Annotated in this window: 28 protein-coding genes and 1 pseudogene; 21 read left to right on the plus strand and 8 right to left on the minus strand. The window is 70.0% G+C overall.

The window, feature by feature from the left end; all coding sequences use genetic code 11:
• Positions 1 to 577: pseudogene (locus VGS97_RS01725) on the minus strand (hypothetical protein); the annotation flags it as partial.
• Positions 578 to 847: 270 nt separating this feature from the next.
• Positions 848 to 1,822, minus strand: coding sequence for a hypothetical protein (locus VGS97_RS01730; protein WP_326851363.1), 975 nt, complete (start codon positions 1,820 to 1,822; stop codon positions 848 to 850).
• A 107-nt stretch (positions 1,823 to 1,929) separates the two neighbouring features.
• Between VGS97_RS01730 and VGS97_RS01735 the strand changes: the two genes are divergently transcribed.
• The 4 genes from VGS97_RS01735 to VGS97_RS01750 all read left to right on the plus strand — a co-directional run bounded on the left by VGS97_RS01735 (position 1,930) and on the right by VGS97_RS01750 (position 6,180).
• On the plus strand, positions 1,930 to 2,769 hold the full coding sequence (locus VGS97_RS01735) for a 2,3,4,5-tetrahydropyridine-2,6-dicarboxylate N-succinyltransferase (protein WP_326851364.1): 840 nt from the start codon (positions 1,930 to 1,932) through the stop codon (positions 2,767 to 2,769).
• The gene (gene dapE, locus VGS97_RS01740; protein WP_326851365.1) at positions 2,769 to 3,884 is read left to right on the plus strand and encodes a succinyl-diaminopimelate desuccinylase; all 1,116 of its coding nucleotides are present in this window, start codon (positions 2,769 to 2,771) and stop codon (positions 3,882 to 3,884) included. The genes VGS97_RS01735 and dapE overlap by 1 nt, the downstream gene beginning before the upstream one ends.
• Before the next feature lie 127 nt (positions 3,885 to 4,011).
• Entirely contained in the window at positions 4,012 to 5,211 is a 1,200-nt protein-coding gene (locus tag VGS97_RS01745) for an alpha/beta hydrolase (protein ID WP_326851366.1), read from the plus strand.
• A gap of 135 nt (positions 5,212 to 5,346) precedes the next feature.
• The gene (locus tag VGS97_RS01750) at positions 5,347 to 6,180 is read left to right on the plus strand and encodes a TIGR00730 family Rossman fold protein (RefSeq protein ID WP_326851367.1); all 834 of its coding nucleotides are present in this window, start codon (positions 5,347 to 5,349) and stop codon (positions 6,178 to 6,180) included.
• Positions 6,181 to 6,200: 20 nt separating this feature from the next.
• On the opposite strand, the gene VGS97_RS01755 is transcribed toward VGS97_RS01750, so the two are convergent.
• Positions 6,201 to 7,535, minus strand: a complete 1,335-nt coding sequence (locus VGS97_RS01755) for an adenosylmethionine--8-amino-7-oxononanoate transaminase (protein WP_326851368.1) — start codon at positions 7,533 to 7,535, stop codon at positions 6,201 to 6,203.
• 38 nt (positions 7,536 to 7,573) lie between these two features.
• Positions 7,574 to 8,446, minus strand: coding sequence for a dihydropteroate synthase (gene folP, locus VGS97_RS01760; RefSeq protein ID WP_326851369.1), 873 nt, complete (start codon positions 8,444 to 8,446; stop codon positions 7,574 to 7,576).
• Positions 8,447 to 8,623: 177 nt separating this feature from the next.
• Here folP and VGS97_RS01765 point away from each other — a divergent pair, with 177 nt between their 5' ends.
• Positions 8,624 to 9,112, plus strand: coding sequence for a DivIVA domain-containing protein (locus tag VGS97_RS01765; RefSeq protein ID WP_326851370.1), 489 nt, complete (start codon positions 8,624 to 8,626; stop codon positions 9,110 to 9,112).
• Between the two features lie 276 nt (positions 9,113 to 9,388).
• Positions 9,389 to 9,973, plus strand: a complete 585-nt coding sequence (locus VGS97_RS01770; RefSeq protein WP_326851371.1) for a GrpB family protein — start codon at positions 9,389 to 9,391, stop codon at positions 9,971 to 9,973.
• Between the two features lie 393 nt (positions 9,974 to 10,366).
• On the opposite strand, the gene VGS97_RS01775 is transcribed toward VGS97_RS01770, so the two are convergent.
• Positions 10,367 to 11,173 carry an enoyl-CoA hydratase-related protein gene (locus tag VGS97_RS01775; protein ID WP_326851372.1) on the minus strand — a complete coding sequence of 269 codons (807 nt, stop codon included), beginning with the start codon at positions 11,171 to 11,173 and terminating at the stop codon, positions 10,367 to 10,369.
• Between the two features lie 272 nt (positions 11,174 to 11,445).
• Here VGS97_RS01775 and VGS97_RS01780 point away from each other — a divergent pair, with 272 nt between their 5' ends.
• The 5 genes from VGS97_RS01780 (at position 11,446) to VGS97_RS01800 (ending at position 14,372) form a co-directional block, all read left to right on the plus strand.
• Positions 11,446 to 11,613 (plus strand): DUF3117 domain-containing protein, encoded by a 168-nt coding sequence (locus VGS97_RS01780; protein WP_211467520.1) that lies wholly within the window; start codon positions 11,446 to 11,448, stop codon positions 11,611 to 11,613.
• A 297-nt stretch (positions 11,614 to 11,910) separates the two neighbouring features.
• A complete protein-coding gene (gene sigE, locus VGS97_RS01785; protein WP_326851373.1) occupies positions 11,911 to 12,573 on the plus strand; it encodes an RNA polymerase sigma factor SigE in 663 nt (220 codons plus the stop codon).
• The gene (locus VGS97_RS01790) at positions 12,573 to 13,037 is read left to right on the plus strand and encodes a zf-HC2 domain-containing protein (RefSeq protein ID WP_326851374.1); all 465 of its coding nucleotides are present in this window, start codon (positions 12,573 to 12,575) and stop codon (positions 13,035 to 13,037) included. Before sigE ends, VGS97_RS01790 begins: the two co-directional genes overlap by 1 nt.
• Positions 13,038 to 13,289: 252 nt before the next feature.
• Positions 13,290 to 13,682, plus strand: a complete 393-nt coding sequence (locus tag VGS97_RS01795; protein ID WP_326851375.1) for a sec-independent translocase — start codon at positions 13,290 to 13,292, stop codon at positions 13,680 to 13,682.
• 33 nt (positions 13,683 to 13,715) lie between these two features.
• Positions 13,716 to 14,372, plus strand: coding sequence for a hypothetical protein (locus tag VGS97_RS01800; protein ID WP_326851376.1), 657 nt, complete (start codon positions 13,716 to 13,718; stop codon positions 14,370 to 14,372).
• 73 nt (positions 14,373 to 14,445) lie between these two features.
• Here the strand turns inward: VGS97_RS01800 and VGS97_RS01805 are convergent, their stop codons facing one another.
• Both VGS97_RS01805 and VGS97_RS01810 read right to left on the minus strand, forming a co-directional pair.
• Positions 14,446 to 14,856 (minus strand): VOC family protein, encoded by a 411-nt coding sequence (locus VGS97_RS01805; RefSeq protein WP_326851377.1) that lies wholly within the window; start codon positions 14,854 to 14,856, stop codon positions 14,446 to 14,448.
• 35 nt (positions 14,857 to 14,891) lie between these two features.
• Positions 14,892 to 16,049 carry an Mrp/NBP35 family ATP-binding protein gene (locus VGS97_RS01810; protein ID WP_326851378.1) on the minus strand — a complete coding sequence of 386 codons (1,158 nt, stop codon included), beginning with the start codon at positions 16,047 to 16,049 and terminating at the stop codon, positions 14,892 to 14,894.
• 200 nt (positions 16,050 to 16,249) lie between these two features.
• Here VGS97_RS01810 and VGS97_RS01815 point away from each other — a divergent pair, with 200 nt between their 5' ends.
• Complete coding sequence (locus VGS97_RS01815) at positions 16,250 to 17,374, plus strand: hypothetical protein (protein ID WP_326851379.1); 1,125 nt, start codon at positions 16,250 to 16,252, stop codon at positions 17,372 to 17,374.
• 43 nt (positions 17,375 to 17,417) lie between these two features.
• Here VGS97_RS01815 and VGS97_RS01820 read toward each other — a convergent pair whose 3' ends face one another.
• On the minus strand, positions 17,418 to 17,951 hold the full coding sequence (locus VGS97_RS01820) for a hypothetical protein (protein ID WP_326851380.1): 534 nt from the start codon (positions 17,949 to 17,951) through the stop codon (positions 17,418 to 17,420).
• Positions 17,952 to 18,143: 192 nt separating this feature from the next.
• Between VGS97_RS01820 and VGS97_RS01825 the strand changes: the two genes are divergently transcribed.
• From VGS97_RS01825 to VGS97_RS01865, 9 genes are all read left to right on the plus strand, one after another.
• Positions 18,144 to 19,046 carry a DMT family transporter gene (locus VGS97_RS01825; protein WP_326851381.1) on the plus strand — a complete coding sequence of 301 codons (903 nt, stop codon included), beginning with the start codon at positions 18,144 to 18,146 and terminating at the stop codon, positions 19,044 to 19,046.
• A 196-nt stretch (positions 19,047 to 19,242) separates the two neighbouring features.
• Positions 19,243 to 20,232, plus strand: coding sequence for a CoA ester lyase (locus VGS97_RS01830; protein WP_349261942.1), 990 nt, complete (start codon positions 19,243 to 19,245; stop codon positions 20,230 to 20,232).
• A gap of 17 nt (positions 20,233 to 20,249) precedes the next feature.
• Positions 20,250 to 21,452 (plus strand): acyl-CoA dehydrogenase family protein, encoded by a 1,203-nt coding sequence (locus VGS97_RS01835; RefSeq protein WP_326851383.1) that lies wholly within the window; start codon positions 20,250 to 20,252, stop codon positions 21,450 to 21,452.
• Between the two features lie 35 nt (positions 21,453 to 21,487).
• Positions 21,488 to 22,468: an alpha/beta hydrolase gene (locus VGS97_RS01840; protein ID WP_326851384.1), complete on the plus strand. Its 981-nt coding sequence runs from the start codon at positions 21,488 to 21,490 to the stop codon at positions 22,466 to 22,468.
• An 82-nt stretch (positions 22,469 to 22,550) separates the two neighbouring features.
• The gene (locus tag VGS97_RS01845; RefSeq protein WP_326851385.1) at positions 22,551 to 23,354 is read left to right on the plus strand and encodes a hypothetical protein; all 804 of its coding nucleotides are present in this window, start codon (positions 22,551 to 22,553) and stop codon (positions 23,352 to 23,354) included.
• 195 nt (positions 23,355 to 23,549) lie between these two features.
• Complete coding sequence (locus VGS97_RS01850; RefSeq protein WP_349261943.1) at positions 23,550 to 24,053, plus strand: MaoC family dehydratase; 504 nt, start codon at positions 23,550 to 23,552, stop codon at positions 24,051 to 24,053.
• A 110-nt stretch (positions 24,054 to 24,163) separates the two neighbouring features.
• Positions 24,164 to 24,913, plus strand: a complete 750-nt coding sequence (locus VGS97_RS01855; protein ID WP_414641618.1) for a DUF6758 family protein — start codon at positions 24,164 to 24,166, stop codon at positions 24,911 to 24,913.
• Positions 24,914 to 24,984: 71 nt separating this feature from the next.
• A complete protein-coding gene (locus VGS97_RS01860) occupies positions 24,985 to 25,857 on the plus strand; it encodes a PHP domain-containing protein (protein ID WP_326851388.1) in 873 nt (290 codons plus the stop codon).
• Between the two features lie 102 nt (positions 25,858 to 25,959).
• Complete coding sequence (locus VGS97_RS01865) at positions 25,960 to 26,565, plus strand: MarC family protein (RefSeq protein ID WP_326851389.1); 606 nt, start codon at positions 25,960 to 25,962, stop codon at positions 26,563 to 26,565.
• The last annotated feature ends 25 nt before the right edge of the window (positions 26,566 to 26,590 follow it).

Genomic DNA, 26,590 nt, shown 5'->3' on the forward strand with positions numbered 1-26,590 from the left:
CGACCAGTCCGTCGGTCAATGAGCTCGTCTGCGGCGCGATGCCCGAGGTCAGCGTGCCGAGCACGCCGTCTTGCAGCGCGTGCGGCGTGAGTTGCAGCGGTCCGCCGGACGTCGGGGCCAGCTGTGACACCAGGTTGGCCATCGGCAGCGCGCTGGTGAGCTGCTCGGCGACCGCGTCAGGCTGCTGCGTGAGCGGCGCGGAGTGCACCAACTGCCCCGCCTGTGGGGGCTGCTTCGGGGGCAGGCCCAGGCCACCCGGAGATGTCACGTCGCCCAAGAGCGGCACGGCCTCACTGACCGCCTCGTTGACCGGCAGATCCCGCGTCAGCGGCAACCCCTGCGTCAGCGCGCCGAGCGAGTCGGGCAGGCTGACCGGCAGTGCCGTTTCCGGCAGCGCGAGCGTGGGCACGAGCGCGGACAGGTCGGGCTGCGTCGACGCGGTCGCCGCAGCCGCCGTGCCACCGCAGACCAGGGGGGCCGCTCCGGCGGCGAGTGCCGCCGCGGCGACGGCCAGCCTGCGGCCGGTCGGCCGGGCCGGTGCGGCGTGGCGGCCCTTTCGAGCCTGCGGGATGCTCATGGTGCTCCTCGAATGGTCAGAAAGGCGGGTGGTAATCCCAAACTGAACATCGATGAGAGCGCGGCGAAGTTGCGCGATAAAGATAACGAAACGGTAACTATCTTTGAATCGACAGCTCACTGTTCACTCGATTCAGTGAATCGTCACTCTTTAGAGCTGTCTCAGCTTGGCTCTTCGAACTTGGCCGGGGCTCTGTGCGTGGCTGTAGGCTCGCCCGCCGCTGCGCGTCGGCCGACCCTGCGCGCCGCCGCGGCCGAGTTCGAAGAGCCCTCAGCTCCCGGTCACCATGACGATGTGCACGCTGCTGCCAGTGGCCGCGGCGCTCGAATCCGAGGTCCACCCTGACGCTCCGTCGGACGCGTTCCAGGTCTTCCCGCCGTACGAGACCTTCCCGACGCCCAGCGTCTCCGCCTGCGCCGCCGCCCAGTTCGCGAAGGCCCAGTTCCGTGCGGCCGCGTCGCCGCCCGCCGCCGACGCCGGCGCGGCCACGTCGAACGACCCCCCGTCCGCGCCGAAGCCGGTGACCTTCCCGACGTTCGCAGTCCCGAACTGCGCGCGCAGGTCGTCGATCACCGCCTGACCGCGCGCGGTCAGCAGCTTCCCTGCGGCCTTGGCCTGCGGCGAGAAGGTCGGACCATCGAGCGTGCAGCCGAGGCCGGGCCCCGCGCCGCCGGTGAATACGGCCGCGATGACCGTGGCGAACTGCCCGTACTGCGCGTAGGCGTCAGGCAGGCCGGAATGCTGTACCGCCTGGGCCGCCTGAGTCAGCGACATCTTCTGCCAGCCCGGGACGTTGAGCAGTGCCTGGTAGAACTTCGTGCTCGCGTACACCGGGTCCATGATCTGCTCCTGCGTGCCCCAGCCCTGCGACGGGCGCTGCTGGAACAGCCCGACCGAGTCACGGTCGCCGTAGCCGATGTCGTGCAGCTTCGACTCCTGACGTGCGGTCGCCAGGGCCACCTGGATCCCGAAGGTCGGCACGTTCAGCGAGAGGCCCACGGCCGAGATCGTGGCCGCGTTGCGCGCCTGCTCCAGGTCCAGGCTCATGCTCCCGGCCGACGACGTGGCCGTGCAGCCCGAGGACTGGAAGATCGACAGGTGGCCGAGCTTGTTCAGCGCCCAGATCGCGGCGCCCGCCACCAGCCCGGCGACCACCAGCACCGCGATGAGGATCTTCAGCCAACCGCCTCCGCCGCGGTTCGTGTCGACCGGCGCGGCATGGTGGTTCTCGGCGGTGCGCGGCACGATGCTCCCTCGTCGTCCGTCATCGGGCAGGCGTATCCCGTTACCGTACGCGATCGGTGTACGGACCAGGTCGGGGTCGTGTCACGGCTCCGCACTAGTCTTGGCACATGACGCCGCCGACCTTCGCCAGCCCGCTGCCCGTCGTGATCGACGAACTGTGGGAGCGCCGCGCCGAACTGAGTCCCGCCGACGCCGATGCGCGCAAACTCGTCGTCGAAGCGGTCGATCTGCTCGACGCCGGAACGGCCCGTGTCGCCTTCGTCGAACCGGACACCGGCGCCGTGGTCGTGGACGAGCGGGCGAAGCGCGCCATCCTGCTCACCTTCAAGCTGCTGGAGATGACGGAGGCCACCGTTGGCGAGTTCTACCAGCACGACCGGATGCCGCTGAAGAAGGTCTTCCCCGGAGTACGCGTCGTGCCCGGCGCCATCGCGCGCTGGGGCAGTTACTTCGCACCGGGCGTGGTGCTCATGCCGAGCTTCACCAACATCGGCGGCTTCGTGGACTCCGGCTCGATGGTCGACACCTGGGCCACGGTCGGCTCCTGCGCGCAGATCGGCAAGAACGTGCACCTGTCCGGCGGCGTCGGCGTCGGCGGCGTGCTCGAACCGCCGAACGCGGTCCCGGTCGTGGTCGAGGACGAGGCGATGATCGGCAGCCGCTCGATGATCGTCGAGGGCGCGCGGGTCGGCCGCGGCGCCATGGTCGGCGCGGGCACCATCCTGTCCGCGACCATCCCGGTCATCGACGTGGAGACCGGCGAGGAGATCAGCCGCGGCCACATTCCGGCCTGGTCGGTCGCCGTCGGCGGCACGCGCGCCAAGCAGTTCGCCGGCGGTGCCTTCGGCCTGCCGTGCGTCCTGGTGCTCAAGCGGCTCGACGAGGGCCGGCGGCACGACAAGGCCCAGCTCAACGACATCCTGCGCGACCACGGGATGAGCGCCTGATGGCGCCGGGCTCGGACCTGGAAGGCCCGATCGACCTGTCCCGTGACGTCGCGGCGCTGACCACGGCGCTGGTCGACTTCCCCTCGGTCAGCGGCGGGGAGAAACCGCTGGCCGACGCGATCGAGGAGGCGCTGCGCGCGCTGCCCCGGCTGACCGTGGACCGGCACGGCCACAACGTCGTCGCGCGCACGTTCTTCGGCCGGGACAGGCGCATCGTGCTGGCCGGGCACATCGACACCGTCCCGATCGCGGACAACGTCCCGTCGAAGCTGGTCGGCGACGTGCTCTACGGCTGCGGCAGCTCGGACATGAAGAGCGGCGTGGCGGTACAGCTGAAGATCGCCGCCGCCGTCGGCGCCGTGAACGGCCCAGAACCGTCGCACGATCTGACTTTCATCTTCTACGACTGCGAGGAGATCGAGTCCGCCCGTAACGGTCTCGGCCACGTCGCCCGCGAACACCCCGACTGGCTGTCCGGAGACTTCGGCCTGCTGCTCGAACCGACGGACGGCGTCATCGAGGGCGGATGTCAGGGCACGCTGCGCGCCCGGATCACCGTCTCGGGCGTGCGGGCGCACAGCGCGCGGTCCTGGCTCGGGCGGAACGCGATCCACGGCGCCGCGCCGATCCTCGGCCGGCTCGCCGAGTACGAGGCCCGGCAGGTCGAGGTGGACGGGCTGCTCTACCACGAAGGGCTCAACGCGGTCGGGATCAGCGGCGGCGTCGCGGGCAACGTCATCCCGGACGAGTGCACCGTGCTGGTCAACTACCGTTACGCTCCGGACCGCTCCGAGACTCAGGCCGCTGACCACGTCCGCGCGCTCTTCGAGGGCTACGACGTGGAGATCGTCGACAGCGCCCCGGCCGCGCGCCCCGGCCTGGACCTGCCCGAGGCGGCCGGCCTCGCGGCGTTGACCGGCGCTCCGGCGCGGGCCAAGCTCGGCTGGACCGACGTGGCGCGCCTCTCGGGCCTCGGCATCCCGGCGGTCAACTACGGGCCCGGCGACCCGAACCTCGCACACACTCGCGACGAGCACGTGTCCCTCGCCAAGGTTCGTGAAGCCGAGCAACTGTTGTTGCGCTGGCTTTATCTGAAAGATGCCGAACAAGCCTGATAATGAAGGCAACCTGAACCGGGCTTCAGGCGTCGATCATGGGTAGAACATCCGCAGGACACCGCGGCGGGAAGAACGGGGCGCGGTGGGCGCCTGCGGTACTCACGGGTGAAAATCGGGCGAGGACATGGGACTGACCAGCGGGCTGTTCTTGGACGCGGTGATCGCGGCGGTCATCGCGCTGCCGCTTGTCACCGTCCTGTTGTGGGGTCGGCTGCGCGGGCCGGACCCGCTGCGGATAGCGCAGCGGTTCGCGCTCATCGCGCTGTGCCAGGGATTCGCGGTGCTGCTCGCCGCGCTGATGATCAACAACTCGTTCCAGCTGTACACCTCCTGGTCCGACCTGTTCGGCGACAACGGCTCGCTCGGCCGCATCCAGGCCGGTAACCCGGTGATCACCGCGACCACCGGCGCCGAGTCCGCCGGACGGGGAGCGGACCGCGCGCTGCCGAACGCGGCGCTGTTCCAGCCGGACAGCGCCCTGCCCGGCGAGCTGCACGCCGTGATCACCGGACCCGCGTCCGGCGTCACCGGGGACATCGCGGTCTGGCTGCCACCCGAGTACAACGAGGAGGCCTACCGGCACACCGAGTTCCCGGTCATCCAGCTGCTCTCCGGTTATCCCGGCTCGCCGGGCTCCTGGTTCCACGGCCTCGCGGCGCCGGGCTTCCTCGCCAAGGAGGTGCAGGACCGCGTGGCCAAGCCCGCCATCCTCGTAGGCGCCACGATCAACGTCGACCCGCCGCACAACGCGGACTGCTCGAACATCCCGGGCGGCCCGCAGGTGGCCACCTGGCTCACGCGCGACGTGCACAGCCTGGTCGAGACCTCGTTCCGCACCGCCACCGACCGCTCCGGCTGGGGCCTGATGGGCTACTCGGAGGGCGGGCTGTGCGCCTCGAAGCTGCTCCTCCAATTCCCGGGTGAATACGCCGCCGCGGTCTCGATGAGCGGGGACGACCATCCGGACGGCGACCTGCTCAAGCCGGGCACCGCCGTGTACGACCAGAACAGCCCGCTGTGGCTGATCCAGCACCGGCCGCCGGCGCAGGTCTCGCTGCTGCTGACCGGCACGCTCCAGGACGGCTCCACGGGCGCCGAGGCGGTCGCGATGAGCTCGGCGGCCAGAACCCCCACGTCGGTGGAGCGGCTGTTCGCTGAGCGTGGCGGCCACAACGTCGGGGTGTGGAAGGCCACCGAGCCTGTCGCCTTCGACTGGCTGACCAAGCATCTCACCGGGCCGCAGAGCACGGTCATGCCGGCGGTCCCGAGTCTGACCGGCGGCGTGGCGGCCGGTGCCGTGGCTGGAACATTCGCCCGTGGATAGCAGCCCGAAGGCCCGGACGGATTGCCGGATCTGATGCGCGGCCAAGTCGTTTAAGTCCGGTGCCTGCCGTGCGTTCACACACGGTTGACGTGCGGTTCCCCGAGTGTCGGCGCGCGCGGGGGTACCCTTTCCAGGGTGACTGATGACATTGAGCCGCAGGAAAAGCGGCTGAACGGGGTGCGCTTCCGCGGGCCGGTGCTGCTGCGCCGCGGGCAGGTGCAGGAGTCGACGACGGACCAGCGGCTGCTGGACTCGCGCGGCCCGACCGACTGGCTGCACTCGGACCCGTGGCGGGTGCACCGCATAACGGCCGAGTTCGTCGAGGGCTTCGGTGCGCTGGCCGAGCTCGGTCCGGCGGTGGCCGTGTTCGGCTCGGCGCGCACCAAACCCGACTCGGCCGAGTACGCGCAGGGCGTCGAGGTCGGCCGACTGCTCGCCGAGGCCGGCTACGCGGTGATCACCGGCGGTGGTCCCGGCGCGATGGAGGCGGCCAACCAGGGCGCGGTCAAGGGCGGCGGCATCTCGGTCGGCCTCGGCATCGAGCTGCCGTTCGAGCAGGGCCTCAACGACTACGTCGACCTAGGCGTCAACTTCCGTTACTTCTTCGCCCGCAAAACGATGTTCGTGAAATACGCCCAGGGTTTCGTGGTGCTGCCCGGCGGCTTCGGCACCATGGACGAGCTGTTCGAGGCGCTGACGCTGGTGCAGACCCGAAAGGTCACCTCGTTCCCGATCGTGCTGCTCGGCACCGCGTACTGGTCCGGTCTGGCCGAGTGGCTGCGCACGACGATGGTCACGCAGGGCAAGGCCTCGGCCGCGGACCTCGCGCTGCTCACGCTGACCGACTCCCCGGCGGAGGCGGTGGAGGCGATCAAGGGCGCGAACGGAAGCCGCGCCGCCGACGAGTCCGCCGCCTTCGCGCAGAAGGTCGCGGCGGAACGAGCAGGCGAACAGTGGCCGGAGGGCTGAGAGGGCGTCTGTGGCCGCTCTTAGCTGTTGGCGGCGGTCGAGTCGGCCGCCGCGTCGAGCAGCGCGCCACAGATCGTGGCGAGATCACCGTCCCCGGTGATGTAGGGCGGCATCGTGTAGATGAGGTCGCGGAACGGCCGGATCCACACGCCGCGTCGCACGGCCGCACGAGTCGCTGCGGCGATGTCGACCGGCCGGTCAAGTTGCAACACGCCGATGCCGCCGAGGACGCGCACGTCCTTCACGCCCGCCAACGCTCGGCCCGGCGCCAGTCCTGAGCGCAGCTGCGCCTCAAGTCGTGCGATGTCCGCCTGCCACGGAACTCCGCCGCGTGCCGTCGGGTCCAGCAGCAGGTCGATCGACGCAAGCGCGACGGACGCGGCCAGCGGATTGCCCATGAACGTCGGTCCGTGCGCGAGCACGGGTACCTCGCCCCGGCTGATGCCCTCAGCCACCCGGCTCGTGCACAACGCCGCCGCCATCGTGAGGTAGCCGCCGGTCAGCGCCTTACCCACGCACATCACGTCTGGTGCGATCGCCGCGTGCTCGGCCGCGAACAGCGTGCCCGTGCGTCCGAATCCGGTCGCGATCTCGTCGAAGACCAGTAGCACGTCGTGCTCGTCACACAACTCGCGCAGCGTCCTCAGGTATCCCGGAGAGTGGAAACGCATGCCACCGGCGCCCTGAACCACCGGTTCGACGATCACCGCCGCGAGCTCGTCTGCGTGACGTTCCATCAGATCCGCGAGGTGCGTTACGTACGCGGTGGACGGCTCGGACTCGAACCCGTCCGGCGGCGCCTCGGCGAACACCTGCTCCGGTAACACGCCGCGCCACAGGCTGTGCATGCCGCCCTCGGGATCGCACACCGACATGGGATGGAACGTGTCGCCGTGATAGCCGCCGCGCCAGGTCAGCAGGCGGCGCTTGCCCGGGCGGCCGACCGACTGCCAGTACTGGAGGCACATCTTGATCGCGACCTCGACCGACACCGAGCCCGAGTCGGCCAGGAACACGTGCCGCAGCGGCCCGGGGGTGAGCTCGACCAGCCTGGCCGCCAGTTCGATGGCGGTCCGGTGTGTCAAGCCGCCGAACATCACGTGCGCCATTCGCCCGAGCTGATCACGCACCGCCGCGTCGAGCGCCGGGTGCCGGTAACCGTGGATCGCCGCCCACCACGAGGACATGCCGTCGATCAGCTCGGTCCGCGTCCCGTCCGGCAGCGCCACCTCAAGTCGCACCCCCGACGCGCCGGTGACCAGCAACGGTTCGAGCGCACCCGGCATGGCCCCGTACGGATGCCATACCAGGGCACGGTCCGTCGCGAGCAGCGTCTTGATATCCGGCTCGTCCACGGAGCCAGTCTTTCACGGCGCCTCTCTCACGCCGCCGACTACGCCAGGCCGCGCCGCGAGACCGCGGGCTGCCTGGTCCCGGCGATCGACGCGACCATGTCGAGCACCTCCCGGGTCTCGGTCACCTCGTGCACCCGGAACACCTGCGCCCCCAGCCACGCGCACACCGCCGTCGCGGCCAGCGTCCCGGTCAGCCTGCCCTGCAACGGCACATCCAGCGTCTCGCCGATGAAGTCCTTGTTGGACAACGAGACGAGCACCGGCCAGCCGGTCGCGGCCAACTCGCCGAGGCGCCGGGTCACCTCCAGCGAGTGCCGGGTGTTCTTGCCGAAGTCGTGGCCCGGATCGACCAGGATCGACTCGCGCGGGACGCCGAGTGCCGCCGCGCGTTCCGCCAGGGCCAGAGTCTGCTCCAGCACGTCGGCCATCACGTCCGGGTACGCGACCCGGTGCGGCCGCGTCCTCGGCACGGCGCCGCCGGTGTGCATGCACACCAGGCCGACGCCGTGCTTCGCGGCGACTTGGGCGAGATCCGCGTCGTAACCGCCCCACGCATCGTTGAGCAGGTCCGCGCCGGCCCGGCAGACCGCCTCGCCGACTTCGGCCCGCCAGGTGTCCACCGAGATCGCCACCTCGGGGAACCGCGCGCGCACCGCCTCGACGAAGGAGACCACCCGGCGGATCTCCTCCGCCGAGTCCACTTCGTCGCCCGGCCCGGCCTTGACCCCGCCGATGTCCACGATCCGGGCGCCCTGCGCGATCGCTTCTTGCACACGTTTCATCGCGGCGGCCTCGCCGTACGTCGCGCCCTTGTCGTAGAAGGAGTCGGGGGTGCGATTGACGATCGCCATGATCACCGGCTCGTGCCGCCCGAACCGGTGCCGGCCAAGCCGGAATCCGTCCTCGACCATGCAGGCGTACCCTTCATGCCATTGCGGGACCCGTACCCTATGCTCTGCGGCAGATTACGGCTCTTCGGACTTGGCCGGGTCCGCGGCGCAGGGTCGGCCGGCACACAGCGGCGGACGGGCCCACAGCCGCAAACGAAGCCCCGGCCAAGTCCGAAGAGCCCGTATCACGCTGGGTGCGTGTCCGAAGGATCATACGAACAGAGGAACGAGGACGCGATGTACTGGCTCCAACTGGTGGTGATCGTCGCGCTGCTCGCGGCTGTCGGCTGGCTCGCTATCGGCGGGGGCGGCCACATGTCCGAGCCGATGCCGGACCGGCCGGACCTCGCCCTGCCCGGCGACGGCCTGCTCGCGGGGACCGACGTGGACCGGGTGCGCTTCTCCGTCGGCGCCCGCGGATACCGGATGGACGAAGTCGACGACGTGCTCGACCGGCTCGCGCGCGAGATCGAGCAGCGTGAGCAGCGCATCGCGGAACTCGAAGGGCACGCGCCGCAGTCCGCCGAGAGCTCCGGAGCCGAGGCCGGGGACGGTGAGTCCGTGCTCGAATCCGCTGCCGTGGCGCTGGCGGACGCCGACGCCGAATCCGAGCCCATACCTGACCGCGCAGCCGCTGAGAACTCAGCCGTCGAAGACTTCGCTGAATCCGAAGACCGGATCGATTGACCGATCCGCTACACCGGTTCAGCAGCAAGCGGAAAACGAACGCATCGTCGAATAAGAGTGTCGAATTGCCGCGCCACCCCTGCTGAGCTGCGCAGGTGGCAGGGCTCGAAGGTCACGTTCCGGCCGCTGCCCGTTGCGCTGCTGCGCCATACCGCGCGCCACTTGGAGCGTTGCCATTCCGTGATACTTTTATTGCGCACGGTCGTTACTGCGTAACCTCTTGACTGCACGCGAGTTGCGCGGTTTCCTGACTTCACCTCAGGCGGGAGGTGTTGGATGGCAGTAGAGATCGCCGTCGCCGTGGGCGACTTGGCGCCGGTACAGATCAAGTCCTGGGATAGTGCCTGGTCCGATCGCTTCACAGTGTGCGCCGATCTAGTGCGTGGCGCGCTCGGCGGCTATGCGGTGCGCGTCGACCACATCGGTTCGACGGCGGTGCCGGGCCTGCCCGGCCGGCCGCACCTCGATCTCCAGGTCTCGGTGTCAGAACCCGAGGCCGAGGAGGAGTATCGCGGCGCGCTTGAGCGCCTCGGCTTCGCCCTGTGTGTGCGTGAGGCCGACCGGCGGGTGTTTGTCGCGCAGCCAGGCAGGCTTCCGGCTCATGCGCCGCGCTGCGAGACGCACGTCTACGTGTGCCGCGCGGGCGGTGTGCTTGAGTACGACCAGCTGCTGCTCGTGCAGTACCTCGCGAACCACGCGGATCGCCGAGAGCAGTACGCCGACCTCAAGCGTCGGCTCGCCCGCGAGTTCCGCGACGACCCGGCCGCTTACGCGGAGGGCAAGCGCCCGTTCCTGCGCGAGACGGTCCGGCAGGCGCACCGCGCGTACGTCGACTTCCAGACGCTCGCCGACGTGCTCTGATCCGGACACGCTATACGTTGATCGCACGGTAAGCCGATCGCACTGTGTGGTAACCACGCTGCGGTAATCACATCGCACAGTGGCCACGGTGACGCTCCCGTGCGGGCTCGAACTCAAACATCACACGGCGTCAGAAGGCGGCCCCACTCCAAATTTCCACGTCCACGATGCGTCACAGCAGGGGAACGGCTAACTCTTATGCATGCCAAGTGGCTGGAGTGGGCGTGACCGGGTTGGGTTGTGGGGTGTCGAACGTTGCCAGGGCTTGGTAGATCCCGCGTGTGATGAAGCGTTTGAGGCAGCGGACGACTTCTTTCTCGGGCAGCCTTCGTCGCCCGAACGGCCGCGTTCGGCGCTAAGAATCTCTTACCGACGAAAAGTCGGTTGCCGGGGTCACTTACCGGCGAAGTTCGGTGGCCGCTTGGCCAGGAACGCGTCGACGCCCTCGCGGTGATCCGCGGTCGTGCCGCAGCGGGTCTGCATCGCGTCTTCGAATTCGAGTGTCTCTTCCAGCGTGTGTGCAGCGCCGTAGTGCACCGAGGCCTTCAGTGACGCGTATGCCACAGTCGGCCCGGCAGCCAGGCGCGCGGCCAGTGCGGCCACGTGCTCGTTCAACCGGTCCGCGGGCACGATCTCGTTGATCAGGCCCAGCTGCGACGCCTCGCGCACGCCGATCCGCTGCGGGTTGAACAGCAGCTCGATCGCCTTCGCGGTACCGACCAGACGCGGCAGAGTCCACGACGCGCCCGAGTCCGCGGACAGGCCGACCTGCGAGAACGCGAGGGTGAACGACGCGTTGTCGGCGGCGATCCGCAGGTCGCAGGCGAACGCGAAGGCCGCCCCGGCGCCCGCCGCCGCGCCGTTGACGGCGGCGATCGTCGGCTTCGGCATGTTGACGATGGCCAGCGTGATCGGATTGTAATGCTCCCGCACCGTGGCCAGCGGCGGCTCGCCCGAGTCGAGCCTGCGCACGTGTTCGCGCAGATCCTGGCCGACGCAGAAGGCACGGCCGCTGCCGGTGAGGACCACGGCCCGCACCTGCTCGTCCTGCTCGGCCGAGCGCAGCGCCGCGAGCAGGCCTTCCTTGGTCGGCGTGTCGAGTGCGTTCATCTCGTCTGGCCGGTTCAGCGTGATGGTGGCGACCGCCGAATCGATCTCGTAGCGGACGGTTTCCTGAGTGCTGACGGACTGTTGGCTCACGCGAACAAGTTACCCGGAGGTAACGCTCTGGGCCAGCTTGTTCTCAAGTTGTGTTTTCCCAGGGCCGGTGACGTGCGGGATAATGGCCTCGGTCAGGGTGTCCGCGCGCCCTGCGCCAGACTGTGGTTCTGAACAGCGTGGTCGTGAGCAGTGGCGTCGGGCCGGCGGGAACTCCGTGCGCGCCCTCCAGCTCAGCCGGCCCGGTCCGGATGTACCCGGCCCGCCAGCCCGAAGCCCGGCGGCGGACCACCCGACGAGGAAGGGGAACGAGGATGGCGGCGATGAAGCCGCGGACGGGCGACGGCCCGCTCGAAGTGGTCAAGGAGGGGCGCGGCATCGTGATGCGGGTGCCCCTCGAAGGCGGCGGCCGACTCGTCGTCGAGCTCTCGCCGGACGAGGCGGGCGCACTCGGTGACGCGCTGAAGAACGTGGTCGGCTAGCGCGCTGCGTAGTCCGGCTTGTTCGCACGCAATCCCTTCGCAGCTCCTTCGGCGGCCCAGCTGCCCGGCAGCCAGCGGCTGATCCGGCCCCGGCGCCCGGGAACCCGGCGCCGGGGCCGAGCGTTTCCCGGGTGTCGGGCCCTGGCGGGCCGGTCGGAACTCTCACGGACCGGTGAGACGCGTCTCACCAACCTTGAGCCGACTTCTGTCAAGGTTCACAGGTCGCTCTCAGCCATTGAGTCGTAGAGGGAAGCTATGGTTACTACAGCGGTACTCGGACGACGAGGAGGTAGTGCCGTGGCGCTCGGGGGCGGCAGTGACTATGGCGAGGCCGGATTCGATTCCTTCCCGGCCGCGGGGCCGGGCGGGGCGGAATGGGCGCCTCCGTCGTGGGACGAGGTCGTGCGTACTCACTCGGCCAGGGTCTACCGGCTGGCCTACCGGCTCACCGGGGACCGGCACGACGCCGAGGACCTGACCCAGGAAGTGTTCGTCCGGGTGTTCCGTTCGCTCAGCAGCTACACCCCGGGCACCTTCGAGGGCTGGCTGCACCGGATCACCACCAACCTCTTCCTCGACTCGGTCCGCCGCAAGAGCAAGATCCGCTTCGAGGGGCTGGCCGAGGACGCGGCCGACCGGCTGGCCGGCCGGGAGCCGACCCCCGCGCAGGCCTTCTTCGACAACCACCTCGACGCCGACATCGAGCGCGCGCTGGCCGAACTCGCCCCGGAGTTCCGGGCGGCGGTGGTGCTCTGCGACATCGAGGGCCTGTCCTACGAGGAGATCGCCGCGACGCTCGGCGTGAAGCTGGGCACCGTGCGGTCCCGGATCCACCGCGGACGCAGCCAGCTGCGCGCGGCGCTCGCGCACCGGGCTCCGAGCGAGGCGGCGGGCCTGCCGCCGCTGGAGATCATCGGGGACGACGCGGAGCGCACGAGCCGTGGGAAGGGAAAGCTGTGATGGGCCGGTTCAGCGATCACCTCGGCGCCCGCCTCGGCGCGCTCGTCGACGGGGAACTCGCCCACGACGACCGCGACCGTGCGCTGGCGCACCTGGCCGGCTGCGCGCAGTGTCGCACCCTGGTCGAGCGTGAGCGCGTGCTGAAGAACCAGATCGAGGCGATGCCGATGCCCGAGCCCTCGGCGCGGCTGATGGCCGCGCTGTTCCAGATTCCGCAGACCGAGCGTCCTGCGGAGCCGCCCGCGGGCTCCCCGCCGCAGGTCGGCGGGTTCCTCGGCCGTTCGTCGGCGTTCCTGCCCGAGTTCGCCGTGGGCCTGCACCCGATCGGCGAACTGCCGGAGGACCGCGAGTCAGGCCTCGGCGACGGGGCGATGAACCGCCAGCGTCTGCCGCGCCGCGGCGGCCTGGTCTCCACCGCCGACCCCTCGTCCTTCCTCGGCCGGGCCTTCCCCACCGGTCGCTGACCGCCTGTCCTGATCATCGATCGCTGACCAATGATCGGTGACCGCCGATCAAGCATGGCCCGCACCGGTCGCCGACTGCTCCGTAGATGGGCCCGCCGCAGCGTATGGCGGCTTGCCGGGTGACCGTTTCGCGCGATCATTTTCCGGGCGGCTGCGGCGCAGCCTCTGTCTACGCGGCGGTCCGGACGGTTAATGTGGATGCGGGTCCCTCGGACCGGATTCTCATCTGCTCGCCGACGCCGGAGCACCGCGATGTTCTTCGATCTGTCCCCGCTCGAAATAGTCGTGCTGCTCGGGCTGGCCATCGTCCTGTTCGGGCCGGACAAGCTGCCGCAGGCCGCGGCGAACGCGGCGCGCTTCCTGCGCCAGGTCCGGGCCTTCGGCGAGAACGCCCGGGCAGACCTGCGCAACGAGCTCGGGCCGGAGTTCGACGGCCTCGACCTACAGGACCTGAATCCGAAGACCTTCGTTCGCAAGAACCTGCTCGGCGAGGGCAACGAGTTGCGCGAGCTGCGTGACGAGCTGAACCACGATCTGCGCAACTTCAGCACGCTCGGCGCGCCGGACAACGTGCCGGCCCCGCGCCCCGCGCAGAACGCCCTGGCCGCTGGGGAGCGCCCTCCCTTCGACGCCGACGCGACGTGAACCACCGAGAGTCCCCGTACACGGAGTTGAGTATTGACCAGCCCGGCTCAGACCCCGCACCAAGCCGAGTCGTCTCTCCCCCCGATCCCCGCCGCCCGTGACGGGCACGCCGACTTCCGCGCGGCCCAGCTCCCCTGGTATGGACTGGACGGCGGCTGGCGCGGCGCGCGCCGGTTGGGCGCCCTTTGCACTGACGCCGACGGCACGGTCCAGTACGGCACCCTCCTGCACGGCGACCCTGCGTCCGGACGGCCCGGCGGCGACCCGCAACGCCGTGCGGTCACCGTGGTCACGATGGCCCCGCTGCCGCGCCGCCCCGCGCGGTTGCGGGACGGCACCTCCCGCGGCTTCGTCGAGGCCGGCACCGTCGCCACAGTGGCCGCGGTGGCTGGCGTCGGCCTGGTCGACGAGCAGTGGCCCTGGCACCTGGCCGCGGCGATCCGCCAGGACTGGATCGACCAGCAGCGCGACCTCGCCGGGCAGGTCGCGGACCGGCTCGGCGACCTGCCCTGGCGGCTGCTGACGCTGACCGTGGACCTGATGCCGCAGGTGTTCCACTACCGGGAGTCCGAATACGGCTGGGTGCTGGCCACCGCGACGCAGCACTGCTTCCTCGGCGCGTACGGACGCGGCGTGTCCGCCTACTCGCTGGCGTTCACCAGGGCCAACCTAGCCGACTACGGAATCTGATCGAGCTGCGGGCCTGATCGAACCCTGATCGAACATGGCGTCTGTGCCGCCGCTACGAGCCCCTCACGGGGCGTCAGTCGTAGTACCGGGCCTCGATCACATTGTTGTCAGGGTCGTGGAAGTAGAAGGCGCGCGGAGCGTTGCCGCGTGCGCCGTAGGTGACAGTCCGGTAGGACATGTCCGCGCCGTGTAGCTCCAGGCGCTCGATCAGCGCCTCGTACTCCTGCTTGCTCATCGCGATGCAGATGTGGTTGACGGGGTAACCCGCCGTGCCGGTCGCCCTGGTCATCGCGTTGACGGCTTCCGCGTCCTGACGCGGCGTCAGATCGATGATCGATCGCTCCGACACCCGGACGCTGGGGAACGGTGCCTCGCCGGCCCGGAATTCCTCGGCGCGCACCGGAGCGAGGCCGACGACGTTCACATAGAAATCGATGGACTTGAGCGGGTCGTCGACCCAGACGACAACGTGATCGAGTTCCATGCGTTCGACGTTAGCGCTCCGGCGCCGCCGGGGAGTCACCTCGCGACGGGCGAGACCCCCAGCGACATGCCGACCAGGCCGCGGGCCCGCGTGGTGAGCCGGTCGGCGATGCCGCGCAGCACTTCGGCGGCGGGGGCGTCCGGATCGGCGAGCACCAGCGGCTCGCCGCGGTCGCCGCCTTCACGCAGCCGCAGGTCGAGGGGCACCTGGCCGAGCAGTGGGACCTTCGCCCCGGTCGCGACGGTCAGCGCCTCGGCCACCGCCTCGCCGCCGCCGGAGCCGAAGACCTCCACCTTCTCGCCGCAGTGCGGGCAGGGCAGCCAGGACATGTTCTCCACCACGCCGGCGATCCGCTGCCGGGTTTGCAGCGCGATGGTGCCCGCCCGCTCGGCGACCTCGGCGGCGGCCTGCTGCGGCGTGGTCACCACCAGCAGTTCGGCGTTCGGCACCAGTTGCGCCACTGAGATCGCGACGTCGCCGGTGCCGGGCGGCAGGTCGAGCAGCAGCACGTCGAGGTCGCCCCAGTAGACGTCGGCGAGGAACTGGTTGAGCGCGCGGTGCAGCATCGGCCCGCGCCAGACCACCGGCTCGTTGCCCGGGACGAACATGCCGATCGAGATGACCCGCACGCCGAACGCGTCAGGAGCCATGATCATGTCCTGGACCTGCGTCGGCCGACCCTCGATGCCCAGCATCCGCGGCACGGAGTGGCCGTAGATGTCCGCGTCGACGATGCCGACCTTCAGCCCCTTGGCCGCCATCGCGGCGGCCAGGTTGACCGTCACCGACGACTTGCCGACCCCGCCCTTGCCCGAGGCGACCGCGTAGACCCGGGTCAGCGATCCGGGCTGGGCGAACGGGATCTCCCGCTCGGGGCGGCCGCCGCGCAGCTTCGCCTGGAGCGCCTGGCGCTGCTCGGCGCTCATCACGTCCATCTCGATGCGCACCGACTCGACCCCGCCGAGCGCGGTGACCTGCTCGTTGATGTCCTGCGCGAGCCGGTCCTTGAGCGGGCAGCCGGAGACGGTCAGGTAGATGGCCACGTCCACGGTGCCGTGCGCGTCGACCTCGACCGATTTCACCATGTCCAGCTCGACGATCGAGCGGTGGATCTCCGGGTCCTGGACCCGTTCCAGCGCGGCGCGCACCTGCTGCGCGGTGGGCGGGTTCACGGTCGTGGTCATCTCAGCCATGGTCCCATCGTATGTGCGCCCGGGGCCGCCGCTTCACGGTAGGTCGCGAAGCACGGAAGGCCGCCGAAAGCTGGTGCCGCTGCACTAGCTCACGAAGCACAGACATGTACTGATTCAGCGGCGTGACGTCCACCTGCCTTCGCTACACTGCCGGACTCGGAGACACCTGTGCGGACACGGAAGTGACGGCAAGTCGAACAATGGCGCGCATATCCAAGGCTTCGGCCGTCCTCGGTCCCTGCGTCGCCGTGGCGGTGGCCGTGGCGTTGGCCGGCTGCTCCGCGGACGACGCCGCGCACCGGTCGTTCCGGCCGCAGGTGATCGAGGCGTCCGGCGTGCCGTACACCGGCAACGGGATCGCCGCGCTCGATCCGCAGGCCATCGTGACCAAGACCATCAAGGTCACCTCATCCGCACCCACCGTGCACCTGAGCGGGACGCTGACCGGCGTGCCGGTCCCCGTTGACGCCACCGGGACGGCCTCGGCGGGGTATTCCCCGGCCGACTCCGGCAACTCCTCATCCGACCTGGACGGGCAGTCCGGCGACTCGGCCGGCTCGACCTCTGCGGCAGGCGTGCCGACCGGTGCCGGAACCCTCCACCTCGACATGGTCTTCACGCAGTTCGGAGCGGTCGGCGACATCGCCGCGGGCGCCGTGACCAGCCGGTTGCTGCGGATCGAGGACGAGGTGTGGACCGCCGAGCCCTCCTCGTTCTGGGCAGCGGCCGGCGCGCTGGACCACGGGAAGGCCTACGGCGGGCTGTACGTCGAGATCCCCTCCGCGGACCCCCGATACGCCGGGTTCAGCGACGACACCCGCATCGGCTTCCTGCTCGACCGGCTGCTACAGACGTCCGCGACCTGGAAGAAGGGCGCGGTCAGCATGGTGAACTCCGTCACCGCGCTGGAGCTCGACGGCGTCGGCCGCGACGGCCACAGAGCCTCGATCTGGGTGGCGACCGACGGCGAGCCGTACATCCTGCGGATCGCGCCGACCGCGGGCAGCTACCAGGGCCAGATCGACTTCACCGACTACGAGGATCGGTTCGCCGTGCAGGCGCCGTTGCCCGGCCAGGTGCTCGACAACGCGCTCCTGGTGCTCCCTACGCTGAACCCGAGCGCCCTACGGACGTCCGCCTCGCCCTCAGGCAGCCCCACCGGCAGCCCGACGGCTACGGGCCCGCAGAACACGTCGTCGCAGAGCGCGAGTCCCTCACAGTCCGGCTCGCAGAGCCCGTCGCCGTCTCCGGACGGTGCGTCGTCGGATTCGCCGTCTGCCTCGCAGTCCCCGCAACCGAGCTCAAGCCGCTCCGGCAAGCATTAGGAGAGTGGGGAAGTACTTGGGGGCGGCGTGAGGGCGCGCAGGGTCAGCGTGAGCGCGTGGTGGCGGGGGAGGGCGGTACCGGGGCGGCTCCGGACGCCGTCGCGAAACGGCCGGGTGCCTCGAACGGCTCGCCCTGCGGCCGGATCCGGAAGATCGCCGAGTTCGCGGCCCAGCGTTCCGGCTGTGCCTCGCCGTCGTGAGCGTTCAGCCGCTTCGCGTGCAGCGCGGGCACGACGGTGGACCACTCCTCGCTGCCCGGCGTGATCTGCGTGACCAAGCCAGGCCAGGCCACCAGACGGCCGCCCTTGTCCTTGGAACGCACGGTGACGCGCACCGTCAGGCCGTCCGCAAGGCCGGGCAGCGACTGCTCGCCGCCGCCGACCACGACGTAGACCGCGCCCCGTCCCTCGTGCTCGTGCCACACGTGCCAGGCCGCCCGGTCGCGCGCGCCCGGCACGGCGACCCAGATCAGCCCCGACTTCTTGCACGCCTCCTCGACGAGCGCGGCATCCGGGACGGAGAGCGCGGAGCGGCCGGCGGAGGTGCGTGCAGTCGTGGGCGATGACGGGCTGGTCATGGCTCAGAACTCTCCCACAGGCCGCTTTCCCGTCTCATAGGGGGGACGGCGTGTAGAAGTTCGCGACCTCGGCGCTACCCTTGCGGCAACAGGTGTCACAGCCGCAACCAAGGAGCACCCCTGACGCCTCAGGCCGCCGCCGCACCCGCACTCCGCCGAGTCTCCGCTGTCCACCGGCCTCCGGCCGCTGACATGGTCCTCCTCGCGGTGGCGGTCGCCGGTGTCGGCACGTCCGGGCCGATAATCGCCGCCACCGCGGCGCCCGCACTCGCGATCGCGTTCTGGCGCAACGTCTTCGGCGCCGCGGCACTCACGCCGTTCACGCTCTGGCGGCGCCTCGGCGAGCTGCGGGCGCTCAGCGGCGCGCAGTGGCTGGCCATACTCGCCTCCGGAGTGTCGCTCGGCCTGCACTTCTCCGCCTGGACGCCGAGCCTGACGATGACCTCGGTCGCCTCGGCCACCGCGTTCGCCGCCGCGCAGCCGATCTTCGCGGCCTTCATCGCGGCGATCCGCGGCGAGCACGTCTCGCGGCAGGCCTGGGTCGGCATCCTGCTCGCGGTCGCCGGCGTGGTGGCATTGTCCGGGGTGGACCTGCACGTCTCGGTGCGCGCGTTCTCCGGTGACCTGCTCGCGCTGCTGGCCGGAGCGCTCGCGGCGATATACATGACCTTCGGCGCGAAGGTCCGCCAGACCGTGTCGCTGGCCCCGTACGCGGTGGTCTGTTACACGACCGCGGCGATAGTGCTGGCCGGGCTCGCCCTCGCCACCGGGGAACGGCTCGGCGGCCTGTCCGGCAACGCGTGGATCAAGATCCTGGCGTTGACCGCGGGGGCCCAACTGCTCGGGCACACCCTGTTCAACCGCGTGCTCAAGACGACCAGCCCGACCGTCGTCTCGCTGTGCATCCTGCTTGAGGTCCCGACGGCGGCAGTGATCGCGGCACTGTGGCTGCACCAGGTTCCGCGCTGGTCGATGATCCCGGGCGCGGCGCTGATCCTGCTCGGCCTCGTCGTGGTGACGGCTCGCTCAGGTGTCGCGGCGCGTGGCACGGATCACTTCGGCACACCCGAGACGACGGAAGTGACCGGCGAGTAACCTGGCGGGTACCACAGGTCCGTACCCGTTTCGGGAGGGAACCCGCCCCATGGCCCCCGTGCCGCCCGCCAACGCAGTGTCATCGAACGCCGGCGTAGTGTCATCGAGCACTGCGCCAACGGACACAGCGACGCCGACCACAGTGTCTTCGATGAACACGGTGTCTTCGATGAACAGAGTGTCTCCAGCCAACACCATGTCTCCAACCAACACCGTGCCGTCACGTGACACCGCCAACCGCCCCCGCCGCTCCTGCCTCGCTGTTCCCGGCTCCAACCCGCGCTTTCTGGAGAAGGCCCAGTCACTGCCCGCCGACCAGGCCTTCCTCGACCTGGAGGACGCCTGCGCCCCGCTGGAGAAGGAGGGCGCGCGCCTGAAGATCGTGGACGCGCTCAACAACGGCGACTGGACCGGCAAGACCCGCACGGTCCGCGTCAACGACCTCACCACGCACTGGACGTACCGCGACGTGATCACCGTCGTCGAGGGTGCGGGCGCGAACCTCGACTGCATCATGCTGCCCAAGGTCCAGGACGCCGGGCAGGTCGTCTGGCTCGACCTGCTGCTCACCCAGATCGAGAAGACCATCGGCCTGCCGGTCGGCCGGATCGGCATCGAGGCGCAGATCGAGAACGCGCGCGGCCTGGTCAACGTGGACGCCATCGCGGCCGCCTCGCCGCGGATCGAGACGATCATCTTCGGCCCGGCCGACTTCATGGCTTCGATCAACATGAAGTCGCTGGTCGTCGGCGAGCAGCCGCCCGGGTACGACGTCGGCGACGCTTACCACTACATCCTCATGCGCATCCTGATGGCCGCGCGCGCCCACGACGTGCAGGCGATCGACGGCCCGTACCTCCAGATCCGCAACTCGGAGGGCTTCCGCCGGGTCGCCGGACGCAGCGCCGCGCTCGGCTTCGACGGCAAATGGGTGCTGCACCCGGACCAGATCGGCATCGCCAACGAGCTGTACGCCCCGGCGCAGGAGGACTACGACCACGCCGAACTGATCCTCGACGCGTACGAGTACTTCACCTCCGAGGCGGGCGGGAAGAAGGGCTCGGCGATGCTCGGCGACGAGATGATCGACGAGGCCTCCCGGAAGATGGCCCTGGTGATCGCGGGCAAGGGCCGCGCGGCCGGGTTCGCGCGCACGTCCAAGTTCGAGCCGCCGGTCACGCGGTAGGGGAAGGAGCTTCAGCCATGGCACGTCTAGCCCGTACCGAGGGCCTGAGCGAGGTCCAGCAGGAGATCCTCGCCGCCGTCCGCGCCTTTGTGGACAAGGAGATCATCCCGGTCGCGATGGAACTTGAGCACGCCGACGAGTATCCGGCGCAGATCGTCAAGGGCATGGCCGACATGGGGCTGTTCGGCCTCATGATCCCGGAGGAGTACGGCGGGATCGGCGAGTCGCTGCTGACCTACGCGCTCGTCGTCGAGGAGATCTCACGCGGCTGGATGTCCGTCTCCGGCATCCTCAACACGCACTTCATCGTCGCGTACATGATCAAGCAGCACGGAACCGACGAGCAGCGCGCGCACTTCCTGCCGAGGATGGCCGAGGGCAGCGTGCGCGCGGCGTTCTCCATGTCCGAACCCGGACTCGGCTCCGACGTGGCCGCGATCAAGACCAAGGGCGTGCGGGACGGCGACGACTTCCTGATCACCGGCCAGAAGATGTGGCTGACCAACGGCGGTACGTCCAGCCTGGTCGCCTTGCTCGCCCGCACCGACGAGGGCCAGCAGGCTGCGCACCGGAACCTGACCACCTTCCTGGTCGAGAAGCAGCCCGGCTTCGGCGAGACGCGCCCCGGCCTGACCGTGCCCGGGAAGATCGCCAAGATGGGCTACAAGGGCGTCGACACCACGGAGCTGGTGCTCGACAACGTCCGTGTCCCAGCGGACCGGGTACTCGGCGGCGCGGCCGCGACCGGCCGCGGCTTCGCGCAGATGATGGACGGCGTCGAGGTCGGCCGGGTCAACGTCGCGGCCCGCGGCTGCGGCATCGCCCTGCGGGCCTTCGAACTCGGCGTCGCCTACGCGCAGCAGCGCTCGACCTTCGGCAAGCCGATCGCCCAGCACCAGGCGATCCAGTTCAAGCTGGCCGAGATGGCGGTCAAGATCGAGGCGGCGCACCAGATGATGGTGCGCGCCGCGCGGGTCAAGGACGCCGGGCAGCGCAACGACCTCGAAGCCGGCATGGCCAAGTACCTGGCCGCGGAGTACTGCAAGGAGGTCGTCGAGGACTCGTTCCGGATCCACGGCGGCTACGGCTACTCGAAGGAGTACGAGATCGAGCGGCTCTACCGCGAGGCCCCGATGCTGCTGATCGGCGAGGGTACCGCGGAGATCCAGAAGATGATCATCGGGCGCCGCCTTCTTGAGGAGTATCGGCTCAAGGGTTGACGCGCCCCTTATGGACCGAGCTTTAGAGTTGGTCCATGCGTGGGGTGACGAAGTCGTCGTCGCAGAGCCTGCGGCGGCTGGTTCCCGGCCGGCTGGTGCGCGTGGCCGGGAGCGCTCATCACGTGGTGGTGGACGAGGGGCCCGACGGCGTGCCGGTCGTGCTCTTCGCCAGCGGCCTCGGCGGGGCCTGGTACGACTGGGACGCGGTGGTCCCGCTGCTGGCCGGGCGGGCCACCCTGGTCCGCTTCGACCGGCCGGGCCTCGGCTGGTCCGAGCCGGCGTCCGTGCCGCCGACGCTGGCCGGCGAGGCCGAGCGGATCAGGCAGCTGCTCAAGGCGCTGGACCTGCCGGGCCCCGCGGTGCTCGTCGGGCACTCGCTGGCCGGGTTCCACGTCGAGGCCGTCGCCCGGATGTTCCCCGAGCTGACCGCCGGTGTGGTGCTGGTCGACAGCTCGACCGAGCCGCAGGCCGCGCCGCCGCCCGCGTATTCGCAGCGGGTGCGCCGCTGGCGGCTGATCGCGGGCGTCGGCCGGGCCACCGGGCTCGGCGGCCTCGTCGGCCCGGCGGTGTGGCGCGCGATCATCGACGCCACCACGCTGCGCGGCCCGAAGACCGCCGATCCCGCCCTGGTCGCCGCCACCTTCGCCGCCGGGCGCCCCGGCGTCGCCGCGATGGTCGAGAACACGCTGTACTTCGACATCGCCGCCGAGCTGCTGGAACTGCGCTGCGAGAAGCCCTTCCCGCCGGTGCCGCTGCGGGTGCTGGCGGCCTTCGGCCGCTCCCGGATCGAGCGGGCGCTGATGCCGCACGGCCTGGCCTCGCGGGTCGCCGACGCCTGGCGGCTGCGGCAGCGGGAGCTCATGGCGCTCTCACCGCGCGGCGAGCTGGTGGAACTGGCGGACAGCGCACACTACATTCCCTTCGATCGCCCTGACGCGGTCGCCGACGCGGTGCTGGACATAATCACTGCTCTTCGCGACGGCGCCGCGCTCGGTGATGAGTATCCAGGCGGCTGAATACCGGCCACGCGCTGACGTAAGCCGGTGCGGTGAGGCAGGATAGGGCGCGAAAACGACAGGGAGGGCTGACGAGGCTCCGATGGCAACCTATTACGTGATCGCGCGCATGGACGGCACTAGGCAGGTCGGGCCGGATCGGCAGACCGTGGACATAGCCGACGCGCTGGGGCGGGGTATAACGCATTTCATCCAGGTCCCCGACCTGCCCGAGGACGAACGGTCGACCGATCCATACGGCTTGCTGGTGCACCCGGAGCCCGCACAGACCGGACTCGGTATCGCCGACGACATGACGCTGACGCTCGGCGTCGACGGGGCGTTCCGGCTCTTCCAGCTCCAGGCGGTGCCCGCGCCCGAGCACTTCATGCCAAGCTCCGCCGTCGGCGCGCAGTCCATCGTCACCCGGGAGTTCCTGGTGATCGCGGAGGTTCCTGCCTGGTGGTCGTACGGCCCGCACGGCCGCCACGTGCTCGGCCTGATCTACGCGCTCACCGGCCTCAAGCGCGAGGAACTCGACGCGATCGGCCGCCGGATCGACAGCGCGGGCTTGGACTTCGCCCGGGTCAAGTTCGACGCGCTCGCGGTGGCCGACAAGGTCATCGCCGAGACCGGCCGCACCGGAGCGGCCAGGCTCTCGCGCGGCTACGCGCGCGCCGCGACGTACGGCACGTGGGACCGCGACTCGGCGCTCGGGCACGCCGCATCGCTCGCGGGCGACGTCGCGCACGTGATGAGCGTCGGCGACCTGGTGTCGGAGGACCTGCTCAACTCGCTCACCAACTGGCTCAAGCCGCAGATCCACGAGCTTCTGCCGGTCGGCGACGGCCCGGTGTACGGCACCGTGCAGGAGGAGCCCGTGGAAGGCGGCGTCGGCGGCGAGTGAGCTCGGGCGTGTGAAACGGGGCGCATGAACTCAAGCAGCATCCGACGCGGGCGGCGCGTGGCTCACGTGACGGTACGTTACGCGGCGGCGCCTTACGTGAGTTGGGCCACGCCGCCGCCCGATGCCATACCGGCCGGTAACTTAATGCGGCAAGATGGCGGAGACCTTTCCCGCCGTATTGAGGAGCTGACCGGAATGCAGTTCGGCCGCTACTTCGAGGAGTTCGAGGTCGGTGCCGTCTACAAGCACTGGCCGGGCAAGACCGTGACCGAGTACGACGATCACCTCTTCTGCCTGATCACGATGAACCACCACCCGCTGCACCTCGACGCGCACTACGCCGAGCAGACCACCGACTTCAAGCGCAACGTCGTGGTCGGCAACTACGTCTACTCGCTGCTGCTCGGCATGTCAGTGCCCGACGTCTCGGGCAAGGCCATCGCGAATCTGGAGGTTGAGTCGCTGCGGCACGTCGCGCCCACGTTCCACGGCGACACGGTCTACGGCGAGACCACGGTGCTGGACAAGACCGAGTCGAAGTCCAAGGACGACCGGGGTGTCGTGTATGTCGAGACGCGCGGTTATAAGCAGGATGGCACCGTCGTGTGCGTATTCCGCCGCAAAGTCATGGTACCCAAGCGTTCCTACGGCGAGGCGCGCGGCGGCGAGCAGCCGGGCAGGCCACAGCCGGTTTCCTGAAGCGGCTGGCTGATACTCGGCCATTGCGGGCGGGGCGTCGGGTCGCGCCAGCCCCCGCCAGAGTGAAGGATGCTTGACTCCGGACACCTGAACGGGGGACTGTTCACGCTATGAAGGGCGAGCCAAGCTGCCCGCGGTGCGGGAGCAGAGTGCGTGCTCCCGGCGACCCGTCGGCCCCGCTGCCATTGCTTCCGGCGGAACTGGCCGGACTGGTGCCGGACACGATCCCGGACGACCTGGCCGATCTCCCGGTCGATCTGCTCCCGGTGCGCACGTCCGGATCAGGGGTCGAACTGTGGAACTGCGAGCTGCACGGCTCGGTGTACCCGGTGCAGCCCATCCTCGCCCCGAGCCCCGCCGTGCTTGCCTCCGTGACCTCCCGCTCGCAGGTGCCGCTCTGGCTGCCGTGGCCGCTGCCGCACCACTGGTCGTTCAGCGGGGTCGCCTACGCTGGCGACCACCACACCGGCGCCAGGGCCACCGTCATGGCGGCCAGCGGGCCGTCTCCGTTCGGCGGCGAGGGCGACATGCTGCTGATCGCGGAGGAGATGGGGATAGGGCTCGGCGCGCGGTTCGCTGGGCTGGCCGGGCCCGACCCGGGGCCGATCTTCGAGTACACCGCCGCGCACGCCAAGGTCTACGCCTCCGGTCGGCCCACGCCGATGTGGTCGGTGCCCGACACCGGCGACCGCGCGGTGTTCGTCGGCGAGGCGCGCGGCATGTGGCTGTGGGTCGTGCTCTGGCCCGCACTGGCCGGAACGCTGCTCTACGAGGACCTGGTGCTCACCGATCTGCGCGACGCGGGCTCGGAGATCGCCCAACTGCCGGTCGGATCGCTGTCCTCCCGGTTCTTCGCCTGATACCGGCCCGGGTAAGGTGGTTGCCGTTCGGCCCGCGATCACGGCGTGCACAAGGACGATTAGGGAGCGGGATGCGCATCGACCTGCACACGCACAGCTCGCGTTCCGACGGTACCGACACTCCTGCCGAGCTGGTTGAGGTCGCCAAGGACGCCGGGCTGGACGTCCTCGCCCTCACCGACCACGACACGACGGCCGGCTGGGATGAGGCCTTTACGGCGGCTGGGCGTCTCGGTGTGACGGTCGTGCCGGGTGCCGAGATCTCCTGTCGGCTGGGCCGGATCCGGATCCACCTGCTGGCGTACGGTTTCGATCGCGCCGAACCCGAGTTCGGCCGTGAGCGCAACCTGCTGCGCGACGACCGGGAACGCCGGGCGGAACTGATCGTGCAGCGGTGTCAGGAACTCGGTGCGCCGATCACCTGGGAGCGGGTGCGTGAGATAGCCGGGTCGGCGGCGATCGGACGCCCTCACGTGGCCAGCGCGCTGGTTGAGGCCGGCGTGGTCGCGACGGTGGACGCTGCGTTCTCCTCGGACTGGCTGGCCGACAACGGCCGGGCTTACGTGACCAAGTACGCGCTCGACCCGTTTCGCGCGCTCGAACTGGTGCACAGCTCGGGTGGCGTGGCGGTCGTCGCGCATCCCGCGGCGGGCAGCCGCGGCTGGATCCTGACGGATGATCAGATCGGCGAGCTGGCGCGGGCCGGACTGCGCGGCATCGAGGCCGACCACGTCAACCACGACGCGGCGGCGCGCGAGCGGATCAGGGGCTTGGCCGCCGAGCTCGGCTTGGTGCCGACCGGTTCGAGCGACTACCACGGCAGCCGCAAGACGGTCCGGATTGGCGAGAACACCACGGACCCGGCCGCGTACGAGGAACTGTTCGACGGGATGCCGTGGGTCACGCAGCGGCCGCCGCACTCCGAGGCGTCGCGCGGTGTTTAGCGGCTCTTTGAACCTGGCCGGGGCTTTGTGTACGGCTGTAGGCTCATCCGCCGCTGCTCGTCGGCCGACCCTGCGCCGCGGCCCCGACTAGGTTCGAAGAGGGTGTTTGACACGACACTGTTCGGGACCGCGTTCATCACGCTGTTCGTGATCATGGACCCGCCTGGCGCGGTGCCGGTCTTCCTGGCGTTGACCTCCGGCCGCTCGAAGCGGGACCGCAGGCATCTGGCCCTACAGGCGGCCGCGGTCTCGCTGGTGGTCATCTCCTGCTTCGCCGTGTTCGGCCAGCAGATCCTGAACTATCTCGGCATCTCGGTGCCCGCGCTGGAGGGCTCGGGCGGGCTGCTGCTCCTGCTGGTCGCGCTGGAACTGCTGACCGGCCGGGCGGACCAGCCGAGCGAGACCACGGACGTGAACGTCGCGCTGGTGCCGCTGGGCACGCCGCTGCTGGCCGGTCCGGGCGCGATCGTCGCGGTGATCCTGTTCGTCCAGCGCATCCACGACGCGGCGGACTTCCTGGCCGTCGCGGCGGCCATCGTGCTCGTGCACGTGGCGATCTGGCTGACGTTGCGCTTCTCGGTGAACATCCTGCGGGTGATCAAGGACTCCGGCGTCACCCTGGTGACCCGGATCGCCGGCCTGCTGCTGGCTGCCATCGCGGTGCAGATGGTGGCGACCGCCTCGATCGCCTTCGCCAAGCTCGCCTAGTGCCCGAGCGCCCCCGCTCAGCCCA

It is taken from the genome of Actinocrinis sp. (assembly GCF_035946395.1).
GTDB lineage: Bacteria > Actinomycetota > Actinomycetes > Streptomycetales > Catenulisporaceae > Actinocrinis.